Origin of the sequence: Halomonas alkalicola (assembly GCF_030704205.1) — a bacterium.
Taxonomy (GTDB): Bacteria; Pseudomonadota; Gammaproteobacteria; order Pseudomonadales; family Halomonadaceae; genus Halomonas; species Halomonas alkalicola.
Window position 1 is genome coordinate 2,972,824 of the sequence record NZ_CP131913.1, and the last position, 13,221, is coordinate 2,986,044.

At 67.0% G+C, this 13,221-nt stretch carries 9 protein-coding genes; 4 read left to right on the forward strand and 5 right to left on the reverse strand.

Annotation, left to right across the window (positions count from 1 at the left end):
- Nucleotides 1-51: 51 nt before the first annotated feature.
- Genes B6N23_RS13995 through B6N23_RS14005 form a run of 3 tightly spaced genes read left to right on the forward strand, consistent with a single transcriptional unit; the run spans nt 52 to nt 5,570 of the window.
- Nucleotides 52-1,383, forward strand: a complete 1,332-nt coding sequence (locus tag B6N23_RS13995) for a restriction endonuclease subunit S (protein ID WP_369424663.1) — start codon at nt 52-54, stop codon at nt 1,381-1,383.
- Nucleotides 1,370-2,395 (forward strand): virulence RhuM family protein/type II toxin-antitoxin system death-on-curing family toxin, encoded by a 1,026-nt coding sequence (locus tag B6N23_RS14000; protein ID WP_305499983.1) that lies wholly within the window; start codon nt 1,370-1,372, stop codon nt 2,393-2,395. Before B6N23_RS13995 ends, B6N23_RS14000 begins: the two co-directional genes overlap by 14 nt.
- Nucleotides 2,396-2,399: 4 nt before the next feature.
- Nucleotides 2,400-5,570 (forward strand): type I restriction endonuclease subunit R, encoded by a 3,171-nt coding sequence (locus tag B6N23_RS14005; protein ID WP_305499985.1) that lies wholly within the window; start codon nt 2,400-2,402, stop codon nt 5,568-5,570.
- Between the two features lie 80 nt (nt 5,571-5,650).
- On the opposite strand, the gene B6N23_RS14010 is transcribed toward B6N23_RS14005, so the two are convergent.
- From B6N23_RS14010 to B6N23_RS14030, 5 genes are all read right to left on the reverse strand, one after another.
- Nucleotides 5,651-6,622 carry a carbohydrate kinase family protein gene (locus tag B6N23_RS14010; protein WP_305499987.1) on the reverse strand — a complete coding sequence of 324 codons (972 nt, stop codon included), beginning with the start codon at nt 6,620-6,622 and terminating at the stop codon, nt 5,651-5,653.
- A complete protein-coding gene (locus B6N23_RS14015) occupies nt 6,619-7,503 on the reverse strand; it encodes a D-hexose-6-phosphate mutarotase (RefSeq protein ID WP_305503815.1) in 885 nt (294 codons plus the stop codon). The genes B6N23_RS14010 and B6N23_RS14015 overlap by 4 nt, the downstream gene beginning before the upstream one ends.
- A 21-nt stretch (nt 7,504-7,524) precedes the next feature.
- Nucleotides 7,525-8,490, reverse strand: a complete 966-nt coding sequence (gene glk / locus B6N23_RS14020; protein WP_305499989.1) for a glucokinase — start codon at nt 8,488-8,490, stop codon at nt 7,525-7,527.
- A gap of 48 nt (nt 8,491-8,538) precedes the next feature.
- The gene (gene edd, locus B6N23_RS14025) at nt 8,539-10,431 is read right to left on the reverse strand and encodes a phosphogluconate dehydratase (RefSeq protein WP_305499991.1); all 1,893 of its coding nucleotides are present in this window, start codon (nt 10,429-10,431) and stop codon (nt 8,539-8,541) included.
- Between the two features lie 122 nt (nt 10,432-10,553).
- A complete protein-coding gene (locus tag B6N23_RS14030) occupies nt 10,554-11,951 on the reverse strand; it encodes a coniferyl aldehyde dehydrogenase (protein ID WP_305499993.1) in 1,398 nt (465 codons plus the stop codon).
- 95 nt (nt 11,952-12,046) lie between these two features.
- Here B6N23_RS14030 and B6N23_RS14035 point away from each other — a divergent pair, with 95 nt between their 5' ends.
- A complete protein-coding gene (locus B6N23_RS14035; protein WP_169959054.1) occupies nt 12,047-13,198 on the forward strand; it encodes a GNAT family N-acetyltransferase in 1,152 nt (383 codons plus the stop codon).
- Nucleotides 13,199-13,221 lie beyond the last annotated feature (23 nt).

Sequence of the window (13,221 nt, forward strand, 5' to 3'; positions counted from 1 at the left end):
GGCCTCACAAAGCCCAAAAAAGTTAGAGGTCAGGGCTTTAAGATGGTCAACATGGGTGAGCTATTCAAGTACTCGCGGATAAACAATATTCTCATGGATAGAGTGCCCCTGACGCCAAAAGAGCAAGCTTCATCGCTGCTAGAGGCTGGGGATTTGTTATTTGCTAGACAGTCGCTCGTCCGAGAAGGAGCTGGGAAATGCTCAATTTTCTTGGGCGATTCGGAGCGTGTCTGCTTTGAGTCGCATCTTATTCGTTGTCGCCTAGAAAAAACTTCTCATAACCCGCTTTTTTACTATTATTATTTCTCCAGCCCAGATGGCAAAGCCTTGATGGATACAATCATCGAGCAAGGCGCGGGTGCAGCAGGTATTCGTGGGTCAGACCTAGTTAACCTCATTATTCCAGAGTTTGCTCTTGCCTTCCAAAACAAAATAGCATCGATACTCGATGCCCTTGACTGTAAAATCCAACTCAACCGCAAAATCAACCAAGATCTAGAGCAGATGGTCCAGGCCATTTTTAAAAGCTGGTTTGTCGATTTCGAGCCGGTCAAGGCCAAGGTCGCCGCACTGGAAGCCGGCGGCAGCGAGCAAGACACCCTGCTCGCCGCCATGCAGGCCATCTCCGGCAAGGACGAATTGGCGCTGACCCGGCTCAAGGCCGAACAGCCCGAGCAGTACACCAATCTTCGTGCCACCGCCGGGCTGTTCCCGTCGGAGCTGCAGGATAGTGAGCTGGGAGAGATTCCGGAGGGGTGGGCGGTCGAGTCTTTCTCAAAGATTGCTCGCCTGGATACGACGTCGGTGAAACCCGCCCAGGAGCCTGGAAAAATCTGGGAACATTATAGCATCCCAGCTTTCGATGAAGGTGCATTCCCAGCTTATGATTTCGGGTCGGAGATCAAAAGTAGCAAGTATAAGGTCCATCCTGCCGCTATCCTTTCATCCAAGTTGAATCCCCACTTTCCTCGCACATGGGTGCCGGATGTGCGAAATCACGACGGTGCTATCTGCTCCACAGAGTTTATGCAGTTTGTACCACTGAAACTTAAGCAAAGGGCTTTCATCGCTGGCATGGTCACCTCCGAGCCATTTCAAAGCGGAATGATGATGCGTGTGACGGGTTCGACTGGCAGCCGGCAAAGGGCCCAGCCAAAGCAGGTGGCCTCGATGGGCGTGGTACTACCTCCGGAGCCGTTGATGCTTGAATATTCAAACCGTATAGCGTCGATTTATGCGGTCATGGCCAGGAATATCAGACAGTCGCAGACTCTTTCCCAACTCCGCGACACCCTCCTCCCTAAGCTGCTTTCCGGCGAGTTGAGCATTTCGAACGCCGTTTTCGAGCCTGTTTCTCCGGATGTCGCCGATGCCACCGCCTGACCAACAGAAGGTCCAGCTTTTCGTCTCTGAGGACGGGAAGGCGCAGCTGGAAGTGGCGCTTGATCGGGAAACTGTCTGGTTGAACCAGAACCAGATGTCTGCCTTGTTCGATACCTCCACCGACAATGTCGGTTTGCACCTGAAGAATATCTTTGCAGAGGGTGAGCTTGAGGAAGATCGAACTACCGAGGATTTCTCGGTAGTTCGCCAGGAGGGCAAGCGTCAGGTTCGTCGTCGCATCAAGCATTACAATCTTGATGCCATTATTTCAGTGGGTTACCGGGTCAGCTCCATTCGCGCCACCCAGTTTCGTCAGTGGGCCACCCAGGTGCTCAAGGATCATCTTGTGCAGGGCTACACCCTCAATCAGCGCCGCCTGGCGGAGCGCGGCATCGAGTTCGAGCAGGCGGTCGACCTGCTGAGCCGCACGCTGACCCATCAGGGCCTGGTCTCCAGGGAGGGCGAAGCCGTCGCACGGGTGATCAGCGACTACGCCCGCTCCTGGAGCCTGCTGCAGGGCTACGATGAGCAGCAGCTGGCCGAGGTCGGAATCAGGCAGCCTGACATGCAGCCGTTGGAACTGGACGAGGCCCTCGCGGCCATCGGTGAGCTCAAGCAGACCCTGATGGCCAAGGGCGAGGCCACCGAGCTGTTCGGCCAGCTGCGGGGCGATGGCCTGGCCTCGGCCCTGGCCATCATCGAGCAGGGGTTCGGGGATGAGTTGTTCTATCCCAATGTCGCCAGCCGCGCCGCGCACCTGCTCTACTTCGTGATCAAGAACCACCCGCTCGCCGACGGCAACAAGCGCTGCGGCTCGTTCCTGTTCCTGTGGTACCTGCGCCGCAACGCCACCCTGCTGGCGCGGCCGGTGGAACACCTGATCAACGACAACACCCTGGTGGCCCTGGCCCTGCTGGTGGCGGAAAGCCTGCCGGATCAGAAGGCCCTGATGATCCGCCTGATCGAGCATTTCATTCTGCTGAAAGAGTCGGCTTCCGGGGATAAGGATTGAAGACATGACCGAGGATCAGCTGGAGCAGCAGTGCCTGCGGTGGTTCGCCGAGGGCGGTTGGGAGATCGCCCACGGGCCGGACCTGGCACCGGATGGCGAGGTCCCGGAGCGGGGCGATTACCGGCAGGTACTGTTGCTGGCGGATCTCGAGGCCGCCATCCGGCGCATCAACCCGCACCTGCCCCAGAACGCCGTCGAGCAGGCGATCGCCGTGGTGCGCAAGCCGGAAAGCCTGGACGTGGCGATCAGCAACCGCACCTTCCATCGCTTGTTGCTGGACGGCGTGCCGGTCGAGTATAAGCGCGACGACAGGGTGATCCACGACCAGGCCTTCCTGGTGGACTTCGGCGACCTGAGTGCCAACCGCTTCCGGGCCATCAACCAGTTCACCCTCGAAGGGGCCAAGCAGCTGCGCCGCCCGGATGTCGTTTGCTTCATCAATGGCCTGCCGCTGGCCATGCTGGAGTTGAAGAGCCCCGGTGCCGAGAACGTGAGCATCTGGGACGCCTTCCACCAGGTCCAGACCTACAAGGAGGAGATGCCCGACCTGTTCGCCTACAACGAGGCCGCCGTCATCAGCGATGGCTACCTGGCTCGGGTCGGTTCGCTCACCGCCAGCCAGGAGCGCTACATGCCCTGGCGCACCGTGAAGCACGAGGACGACAGGCCCCTGCTGGAGTGGCAGCTGGAGTCCATGGTGCGGGGCTTCTTCGACCGCGAGCTGTTGCTGGACTATATCCGCTACTTCGTGATCTTCGAGACGGATGCCGAGAGGCTGGTCAAGAAGATCGCCGGCTACCACCAGTTCCACGCCGTGCGTGAGGCGGTGAAGGCCACCGTGATCGCCGCCCGGACGCCCGAGCTTGACCGAGCCGAGGGGCGGCGCGCCACCTATGGTGATGAGGTGCAGCCGGGCAGCAAGAAGGCCGGGGTGGTGTGGCATACCCAGGGTTCCGGCAAGAGCATCTCCATGTGCTGCTATGCCGGCAAGCTGCTGCAACAACCGGAGATGAACAACCCCACCCTGGTCGTGGTGACCGACCGCAACGACCTGGACGGCCAGCTGTTCGCCACCTTCAGCGCCGCCCGGGAGCTGCTCAAGCAGGAGCCGGTTCAGGCCGATGATCGGGATGCCCTGCGCCGGTTGCTGTCGGAGCGGGAATCCGGCGGCATCATCTTCACCACGGTGCAGAAGTTCGCCCTGCTGACTGATGAGACCGACCACCCGGCGCTGAACGAACGGCACAACATCGTGGTGATCTCGGACGAGGCCCACCGCAGCCAGTACGGCCTGAAGGCTACCCTCAAGAGGGACGGCACCTACAGGTTCGGCTATGCACGGCACATGCGCGATGCCCTGCCCAACGCCTCATTCATCGGGTTTACCGGCACCCCCATCGAGAGCGAGGACAAGGACACCCGCGCCGTGTTCGGCGACTATGTCTCCATCTACGACATCCAGGATGCCGTGGACGATGGCGCGACGGTGCCGATCTTCTACGAATCTCGCCTGGCCAAGCTGGACATCAATCGCGAGCAGATCGAGGCGCTCTCCGACCAGGTGGAGGAGGTGGTCGAGGACGAGGAAGACGTGGGCAGCCGCGAGAAGACCAAGGGGGAGTGGAGCCGGCTGGAGAAGCTGGTGGGCGCCGGTCCGCGTCTGAAGCAGGTGGCGGAGGACCTGGTCAACCACTTCGAGATCCGTACCGCGACCATCAGCGGCAAGGCGATGATCGTGGCCATGAGCCGCGAGATCGCGGTTCACCTCTATAACGAGATCGTCGCCCTGCGCCCGGCGTGGCACGACGCTGACCCCGAGAAAGGCGCAATCAAGATCGTGATGACCGGCTCCGCCTCGGACCGGGCCCTGCTGCAGCCACACATCTACAACAAGGCGACCCGGAAGCGCTTCGAGAAACGCTTCAAGGATGAACGCGACCCGCTCAAGCTGGTGATCGTGCGCGACATGTGGCTGACCGGTTTCGATGCCCCCTGCTGTCACACCATGTACGTGGACAAGCCCATGAAGGGGCACAACCTGATGCAGGCCATCGCCCATGTGAACCGCGTGTTCAAGGACAAGCCCGGCGGTCTGGTGGTGGATTACATCGGTATTGCCAACGAGCTCAAGCAGGCTCTGAAGACCTACACCGACGCTAAGGGCAAGGGTTCCCCCACCCATAGTGCCGAAGAGGCCTATGCCATCCTGCTGGAGAAGCTGGACATCATCCACGGCATGTTCGCTCCTGGCCCCAAGGGCAAGGGATTCAACTACCGCTGTCATCAGGGAGCGAGTTTCGAGGATGAGCCCCACAGGCTGCTGGTGCCCACCGCCAACTACGTGCTCGGCCTGGAAGATGGCAAGAAGCGCTTCCTGGATACCGTGCTGGCCGTGAACAAGGCCTTTTCCCTGTGTGCCACCCTGGATCAAGCCCAGGCGCTGCAGAAGGAGGTGGCGTTCCTGTCCCAGGTGAAGGCCGCCATCACCAAGTTCACCAGCGTGGACCGTAAGCTCACCGAGGAGGAGAAGAACACCGCCCTGAAGCAGATCCTGGAAAATGCCCTGGTTGCCGAGGGCGTGACTGATGTCTTCGCCCTGTGTGGCCTGGACAAGCCGAATATCGGGCTGCTATCCGACGAGTTCCTGGAAGACGTTCGGCAGATGCCCTACAGGAACTTCGCCGTGGAGCTGCTGGAGAAGCTGCTCAAGGACGACATCAAGGCCAAGACTCGCAACAACGTGGTGCAGGAGAGGAAATACGCCGACCGCCTGCAGGAGACGCTGCGCAAGTATAACAACCGGGGTATCGAGACGGCGCAGGTGATCGAAGAGCTGATCAGCATGGCCAAGCAGTTCCAGGCCGAGATGGAGCGGGATGCCGCCCTGGGCCTGAACCCGGACGAGGTGGCCTTCTACGACGCTCTGGCCAATAACGAGAGCGCCGTGCGCGAGCTTGGTGACGAGGTCCTGAAGAAGATTGCCGTGGAGATCACCGACAAGCTGCGCAAATCCACCACCGTCGACTGGCAGGTGCGCGAGAGCGTGCGGGCGAAACTGCGCATCCTGGTGAGGCGAACGCTGCAGCGCTACAAGTATCCGCCCGACCAGGCGCCGGAGGCCGTTGAGCTGATCATGCAACAGGCGGAAGTGCTCTCGAACCACTGGAGCCGATAGCCCTGGCCGGGGAGAGGCGACAGCTGCTTACTTCCTCAGGTGGCAGGGCTTACCTGGCACACAGATCAGCGTTAAGCCAATTAATGGCGCAGCCCGGCCAGATCCTCGCGGGTGGGCAGGGCGGCATAGGCACCGGGGCGGGTCACGGCGTGGGCGCCGCAGCGGCAGGCGGTCTCCACGGCCCGGGCCAGGAAGTCGGCGTCGCGGTGCCAGTCGCCGTCGATGCCGGCCTCGCCGAGGTGTTCGGCGAGTTCGGCCAGCAGTCCGCCGATAAAGGCATCGCCGCCGGCGGTGGTGTCCACCGCCTCGACGGCGGGCGGCGTCACCCGCTGCTCGAGGCCCACGCCCAGCAGGCGCACGTCGCCGGCCCCGTCGGTGATGACGATGGCCTTGACTCCGGCGGCCAGGCGCTCGGCCAGCCAAGCGTCCTCCGGGTGGTCGGCGCGCAGGCAGTCGAGCTCCTCGGTGGAGAGCTTGAGCTGGTCGGCCGTGTCGAGCAGGCGGGTCACCAGGCTGATGTCGGCGGTGCCTTCGGCCCACAGGTTGTGGCGCAGGTTGGCGTCCACGCTGACCAGGCAGCCGGCGCGGCGCGCCATCTCGGCCATGGCCAGGGTGGTCTCGGCGATCGCCGGCTCGGTCAGGCTGTTGCTGCACAGGTGCAGTATGGCGGGCTCGGCGAACACGCCGGCGGGCAGGTGCTCGAGCCGGTAGAGCAGGTCGGCGGCCGGCGGGCGGTAGAAGTCGAAGGTGCGCTCGCCGTGCTCATCCCGGGAGACGAAGGCCAGGGCGGTTCGCGCCTCCTGGGTGCGCACCACCCCGGAGGTGTCGACGCCGTGGGCGGCCAGCTGTGCCGCGAGGAAGTCGCCGAAGCGGTCATCGCCGACCATGCCGAGGAAGCGGCTGGGCACGCCGAGCCGGGCGCAGGCCACGGACACGTCGGCCGGTGCCCCGCCGGCATAGGGCGTGAACGTCTCGTGGCCCTGTGCCGTATCGCCCAGCCGGCTGGAGAGCATGTCGACCAGGGCCTCGCCGAAGGCGATCACCGGGATCATGCGGGCAGCGCCAGGCTGAGGGTGGTGCCCAGCAGGTGCTGGGCGCCGGGCACCAGCCACACCGGGTCGAGGCGGGTGTTGGCGGACTCCACGCAGAGGAAGCGGTGGCCGGCCTCGGTGGGGGTGTCCTCGGGCAGCGCCTCGCCGGGGTGCCAGACCACGGCGGAGTCGCTGCCCTGGCGGGCGATGCGCAGGCGGCGAGCGCCGTCGTCCAGGGTCAACTCGGCGTTGCTGTGATAGATGCGGTCGAGCCCGCCGCGTACGCCGAGCTCGCCCTGCTGCTCGCGGTCGGCGAAGCCGGCCAGCTTGTCCAGGTAGCGGGCGCCGGCCAGCCCCTCGACGCGGCAGGCGAAGGCGTCGCGCACCGCCAGGTAGCTGTGCAGGGCGCCGCTGATCTTCACCGGCGTCTCGCCGACGTGCTCGGTGACCAGCTCCACGTGCAGGCGCCGGGCGTTGGCCTGGACCACCAGGCGCGCCGTGAGCTGGCTGTGCAGGCGCGTCTCGGGCGAGAGGTGCAACTCCACCCCCTCCTCGTGCTCGTCCACGGCGTCCAGCCGCCAGTCGGCGAGGCGTGCGGTGCCGTGGAAGGGGCCGCTGTGATCCTCGGACTCGTCGGCGTAGCGATCGTCGGCGAACCAGGGCCAGCAGAGCGGGATGCCGCCGCGAATCGCACCGGGGAGATCCTGGGGCGTGGGCGTCACCCACAGCCAGCCTTCGCTGCCGTCACCGGCCGGTAGGAAGTGGAGAAGTTGCCCCCCCTGCAGGGAGAGGGCCAGCTCGCCCCAGGCCTCGTTGGCCAGCCACAGCTCGCGGCCGGCCCAGTGGGCGCGGCGCTGGCCGCGGGTCTCGTCGAGCAGGGTGCGCAGGCTTTGCGGAATCATCATTCGACCTCTTCCATCGCGTTAGTCGACTTCTGGATTGTAAAGGGCCTCGGCGGCGCCCAGCAGTCCCGTCCAGGGGGCGGTCACCAGGTGCACGGGGATCGTCGCCGTGTAGGCGTCCATGCGTCCCTTGGCGGCGAAGGCCTCGCGAAAGCGGCTTCGCGGCAGCCAGTCGCGCAGCCGCGGCAGGATGCCTCCGCACAGGGTGACCCCGCCGCGGGCGCCCAGCATCAGGGCGGCGTCACCGCAGACGTCGCCGAGGATCTTGAGAAAGCGCAGCAGGGTATCACGGGCCAGCGGGTCGCTGTCGGCCGCCGCGGTGACCTCGGCGGGGGTGGTGTGCACGGGGTTGGCGCCCTTGAGCGAGCAGTGGGCGAGGTAGAGGTCCAGCAGCCCCTGGCCGCACAGCAGGCGCTCCACGCTGACCCGGCCGTAGCGGTTGCGGAAGTGGCGCAGGAGGTTCTGCTCGCGCTCGTCGGTGGGGGCGAAGGTGACGTGGCCCCCCTCGGTGGGCAGCGGGATCCAGGCGTGGCGGCCGGGGAAGAGGCCGGCGACGCCGAGCCCCGTGCCGGGGCCGATCACCAGCCGGGCCGCATGGGGAATCGCCTCGCCGGGCTGCACCTCGACCAGGTCGGCCTCGGGCAGGTGGGGCACGCCCAGCGCCTGGGCGGTGAAGTCGTTGATCACCTTGAAGCGCGTGAGCCCCAGCGCCGCCTGGGCCTCGGCCCGGGAGAAGGCCCAGTGGTTGTTGGTCATGGTCACCTGGTCGCCGCGGATCGGGCAGGCGAAGGCCAGGCAGGCCTCCTGTGGGGCCCGTTCGCCGGTGGCGCCTACCCGGGTCAGGTAGTCGTGCACCGCCTCCACCAGGCCGGGGTAGTCGGCGCAGGGCAGGGCGAGGATATCGCGGGGCGCGAAGGCGCCCGGGGTCACCAGCGCGAAGCGGGCGTTGGTGCCGCCGATATCACCGATCAACGCGGGTCGTGTCATCGTCAATGTGTCCTTTCTGTCCCTGGCGCTTCTCGCGATGGCAGTGGCTCAGGCGTCCTCGTCGTGGATCTGGCCGGCCTGGCGGGCCAGGTCGTCGGCCTCGAAGCCGCCGAACACCGAGGCGCCCTGCTCGGAGCCGCTGGCCAGATGGCGCAGGCCGGCGAACAGTTCGCGTCCCAGGCCCTGGTGGCAGTGCTCCAGGTGCGGCTCGGCGCGCTCGCGCTCGGCCCAGGCGTGGGCGTCCACCTTGACCTCGAGGGTGCCGGCGTCGGCGTCCAGGCGGACGATATCGCCATCGCGCAGCTTCGCCAGGGGGCCGCCGTCCAGAGCCTCGGGGGTCATATGGATGGCCGCGGGGACCTTGCCGGAGGCGCCGGACATGCGTCCGTCGGTGACCAGCGCGACCTGGAAGCCGCGGTCCTGGAGCACGCCGAGATAGGGTGTGAGCTTGTGCAGCTCCGGCATGCCGTTGGCCTTGGGGCCCTGGTAGCGCACCACGACCACCACGTCGCGATCGCGATCCAGCTCGCCCGCCTCGAAGGCCGCCTTGAGCTCGTTCTGGTCCTCGAAGATCCGTGCCGGCGCCTCCACCAGGCGGTGTTCCTCGGCCACCGCCGAGACCTTGATCACCCCGCGGCCCAGGTTGCCGTCGAGCACGGTGAGCCCGCCGGTGGGGGCAAAGGGCTCGCTTACGCCGCGCAGCACGTCCCGGTCGAGGCTATCGGCGGGGCCCTCGCGCCAGGTCAGCTTGCCCTCCTCCAGGAAGGGCTCCCGGGTGTAGGCGGTCAGGTCGCTGCCGAACACCGTGGGGATGTCGCCATGGATCAGTCCGGCGCCCAGCAGCTCACGGATCAGCAGGCTCATGCCGCCGGCGGCCTGGAAGTGGTTCACGTCGGCCTGGCCGTTGGGGTAGATGCGGGTCAGGCTCGGCGTCACCGCGGAGAGGGCGGTGAAGTCGTCCCAGGTGATGGTCAGCCCCGCCGCGGCGGCCATGGCCACCAGGTGCAGGGTGTGGTTGGTGGAGCCGCCGGAGGCCAGCAGGCCGACCATGGCGTTGACGATGGCGCGCTCGTCGACCTGCTGGTAGAAGGGGCGGTAGCTGCCGCCCGGCTCGCTGTTACGAATCGCCTGCTCGGCGGCGTAGCGGGTCAAGGCCTCGCGCAGCGGCGTGCCCGGGTTGACGAAGGAGGCGCCGGGCAGGTGCAGGCCCATGATCTCCATCATCAGCTGGTTGGAGTTGGCGGTGCCGTAAAAGGTGCAGGTACCGGGGCTGTGGTAGGAGGCGGATTCGGCCTCCAGCAGCTCGTCGCGGCCCACCTTGCCCTCGGCGTAGAGCTGGCGGATGCGGGCCTTCTCCTTGTTGGGCAGGCCGCTCTCCATGGGGCCGGCGGGCACGAAGAGCGCCGGCAGGTGGCCGAAGCGCGCCGCGCCGATGAAGAGCCCCGGGACGATCTTGTCGCAGACGCCCAGGTAGAGGGTGGCGTCGAACATGTTGTGGGAGAGCGCCACGGCGGTGGCCATGGCGATCACCTCCCGGGAGAAGAGCGACAACTCCATGCCGGGCTGGCCCTGGGTGACGCCGTCGCACATGGCCGGCACGCCGCCGGCGAACTGGGCGGTGGAGCCCATGGCCCGGGCGGCGGCCTTGATGATCGCCGGGTAGTCCTCCAGCGGCTGGTGGGCCGAGAGCATGTCGTTATAGGACGAAATAATGCCCAGGTTGGCGCTGTTCATCAGCTTGAGGCGGTCCTTCTCCTCGGCGCCGCAGGCGGCGAAGCCGTGGGCCAGGTTGCCGCAGGAGAGCTCACCCCGGTGCACGCCGCGGCGATGCTGGGCCGCCATGCGCGCCTCGTAGAGGGCGCGGCGCTCGGCGGAGCGCTCGCGGATGCGTCGGGTGACGTCGGCAACGGTGGCGTTCAGGGCGGGGGGCGTCGTGGCCATGGGGTACCTCGGTCTCTGTGTATTTTTGGTAAGTTTACCAAAATAATCTCGGGATTCTCCGTCATCCTAGTCGGCATTTGGTCGAATTTGTAGTTTTATTACCTTTAGGGCCGTTCGGCCCGTCACAGCCCCAGCAGCCTGAGCAGCCAGCGCCGGTAGGGCGGGTTGAGCAGGCCCACGGCGTTGCGTCGCGCCTGGAGGAAGACGCTGCGCTCGAGGCTGAAGCGCAGGAAGCCGGCCTCGCCCTGGTAGGCGCCCATGCCGCTCTCGCCCACGCCGCCGAAGGGCAGTGCCGGAACGGCGTTGTGCCAGAGGGTGTCGTTGAAGACCACGCCGCCGGAGTGGGTGGTCTCAAGCACCCGGCGGCGCCGCTCGGCGTCGTCGGTGAAGGCGTAGAGTGCCAGCGGCCGCGGCCCGGCGTTGACGTGGGCCAGGGCGGCATCGAAGTCGCGCACGCCGAGGACCGGCAGCCAGGGGCCGAAGATCTCCTCCTGCATCAGGGCCAGGCCCTCGTTGGGGTCGATCACCAGGGTCGGCGGCAGCTTGGCCCCGCCGCCCGGCAGCTCGACGCGCTCGCCCAGGGCGATCATCCGGCAGCCGTGGTCGCGGGCCTCGTCGAGCATGGCCTCGAGCCGTGCGCGCTGATGCTCTCCCGGCACGGCGGTGTAGTCCTCACCGGCGGTGCCCCGAGGGTAGAAGTCGTTGACCACTCGGCGCATCGCCTCGATGAAGTCGCCGAGCCGGGAGGCGTCGATCAGCACGTGGTCGGGGGCGATGCAGGTCTGGCCAGCGTTGAGCCACTTGCCGAAGGCGATGCGCTCGGCGGCATGCGACAGGTCGGCATCGGGGCCGATGATGGCCGGGGTCTTGCCGCCCAGCTCCAGGGTGATGGGGGTCAGGTGGGCGGCGGCGGCCCGGGCTACCTCGCGGCCGATGCGCGCATTGCCGGTGAACAGCAGGTGATCGAAGGGCAGCGCCGAGAAGGCGCGGGCCGTCTCCACGTCGCCCGGGACCACGGCGAGCTCGGCGGGGTCGAAGTAGCGCTCGGCTAGGCGCGCCATCAGCGCGCTGGTGGCGGGGGTGTGCTCGCTGGGCTTGATCAGCACCCGGTTGCCGGCGGCCAGGGCGTCCACCGCCGGCAGCCAGGCGAGGTTCCAGGGGTAGTTGGAGGGGGCGATGATGCCCACCACCCCCAGCGGCTGGCGGTGCACCCGGGCCCGCCCCGGCTGGAGCCGCCAGGGCACGGCGGCGCGGCGGGGGCGCATCCAGCGGCGCAGGTGGCGCCGCGCATGGCGCACCGCCTGGAGCACGGTGGCGATCTCGGCCAGCCGGCTCTCGGCTTCGGCGCGGTGGCCAAAGTCCTCGCCGATGGCGGCGATGATCTCGTCGCGGTGGCGCCGGGTCAGGGTCGCCAGCCGGGCCAGGCGTTCGCGGCGGGTGGCAAGCGTCGGGTAGGGCTCGGCCGCGAAGGCGCGACGCTGGGCATCGAACTGCGCCTGCAGCTCGCGGGCATCGGTCATGCACGTCTCCGTGTGTCGATGAGGATGGAAGGGGGCTCGGGCACTGGGCACAATGTAGGCCTTCTGCCAACGGCTTGTCAGCTGCCGGAGCCGCCATGTCCTCGCTTGTGTTGCAAGAACTCCCCGCCATCGAGGCGGTGCCGGCCGCGGCCTGGAACGCCCTGGTCGGCGATGACCACCCCTTCCTGCGTCACGAGTTCCTGCATGCCCTGGAGGCGAGCGGCTCGGTGAGCCCGGCCACCGGCTGGGTGCCGCGCCACCTGACCCTCTGGCAGGGCGAGCGCCTGGTGGGGGCGATGCCCCACTACCTCAAGCACCACTCCTTCGGGGAGTACGTCTTCGACTGGAGCTGGGCCGATGCCTGGGAGCGCGCCGGCGGGCGCTACTATCCCAAGGGGCTCACCGCCATTCCCTACACCCCAGCGCCCGGGCCGCGGCTGGCGCTGGCCGAGGGCATCGACCCGCTGGCCGCCCGTGAGGCCCTGGCCATGGCCTGGGAGGGGCGCGGGGAAGGCGTGGCCAGCGAGCTCTCCAGCTGGCACCTGCTGTTTGCCGAGGAGGCCGAGGTGGCCGCCTGGCAGGCAGCGCGCCCCGGGCTGCTGGCCCGCCACGGGGTGCAGTTCCAGTGGCGCGACGCCGGCTACGGCGACTTCGAGGGCTTCCTGGCCGCGATGACCTCCAAGCGGCGCAAGGCGATCCGCCGCGAGCGGCGCCTCGTCGCCGACCAGGGGCTGACGCTGCATCGCCTCGAAGGGGAGGAGATCGACGCGGCGGCCCTCGAGCACTTCTTTCGCTGCTACGAGATCACCTACCTGGAGCGGGGGCGCCACGGCTACCTCAACCCGGACTTCTTCCGCCGGCTGCGCGCCACCATGCCGGAGAGCCTGCTGCTGGTGCAGGCGCGGCTCGAGGGCCGGCCGGTGGCCGCGGCGCTCTGCCTGCAGGGCGCGCGCACCCTCTACGGCCGCTACTGGGGCAGCGAGGTGATGGCCGACTGCCTGCACTTCGAGGCCTGCTACTACCAGGGCATCGAGCACTGCCTGGCCCGGGGGCTGACCCTCTTCGACCCCGGCACCCAGGGAGAGCACAAGCTGGCCCGGGGCTTCGCGCCGCGCCTGCTCACCTCGCTTCACCATATCGCCGACCCCCGCCTGCGCGACGCCGTGGCGCGTTTCTGCGCCGAGGAGCGCGCCCAGATCCGCGCCTATTGCGCCGCCGCGACGCAGGCGCTGCCGTTCAGGGCGTGAGCGGGCCCGGCGATGGTGGCATA

Coding starts and splice junctions, on each gene's coding strand:
- B6N23_RS14030 (WP_305499993.1), bottom strand. CDS start 11,951: ATGACCGATGCCCGCGAGCTGCAGGCGCAGTTCGATGCCCAGCGTCGC.
- B6N23_RS14010 (WP_305499987.1), bottom strand. CDS start 6,622: ATGATCCCGGTGATCGCCTTCGGCGAGGCCCTGGTCGACATGCTCTCC.
- B6N23_RS13995 (WP_369424663.1), top strand. CDS start 52: ATGGGTGAGCTATTCAAGTACTCGCGGATAAACAATATTCTCATGGAT.
- B6N23_RS14035 (WP_169959054.1), top strand. CDS start 12,047: ATGTCCTCGCTTGTGTTGCAAGAACTCCCCGCCATCGAGGCGGTGCCG.
- B6N23_RS14015 (WP_305503815.1), bottom strand. CDS start 7,503: ATGATTCCGCAAAGCCTGCGCACCCTGCTCGACGAGACCCGCGGCCAG.
- B6N23_RS14005 (WP_305499985.1), top strand. CDS start 2,400: ATGACCGAGGATCAGCTGGAGCAGCAGTGCCTGCGGTGGTTCGCCGAG.
- glk (WP_305499989.1), bottom strand. CDS start 8,490: ATGACACGACCCGCGTTGATCGGTGATATCGGCGGCACCAACGCCCGC.
- B6N23_RS14000 (WP_305499983.1), top strand. CDS start 1,370: ATGCCACCGCCTGACCAACAGAAGGTCCAGCTTTTCGTCTCTGAGGAC.
- edd (WP_305499991.1), bottom strand. CDS start 10,431: ATGGCCACGACGCCCCCCGCCCTGAACGCCACCGTTGCCGACGTCACC.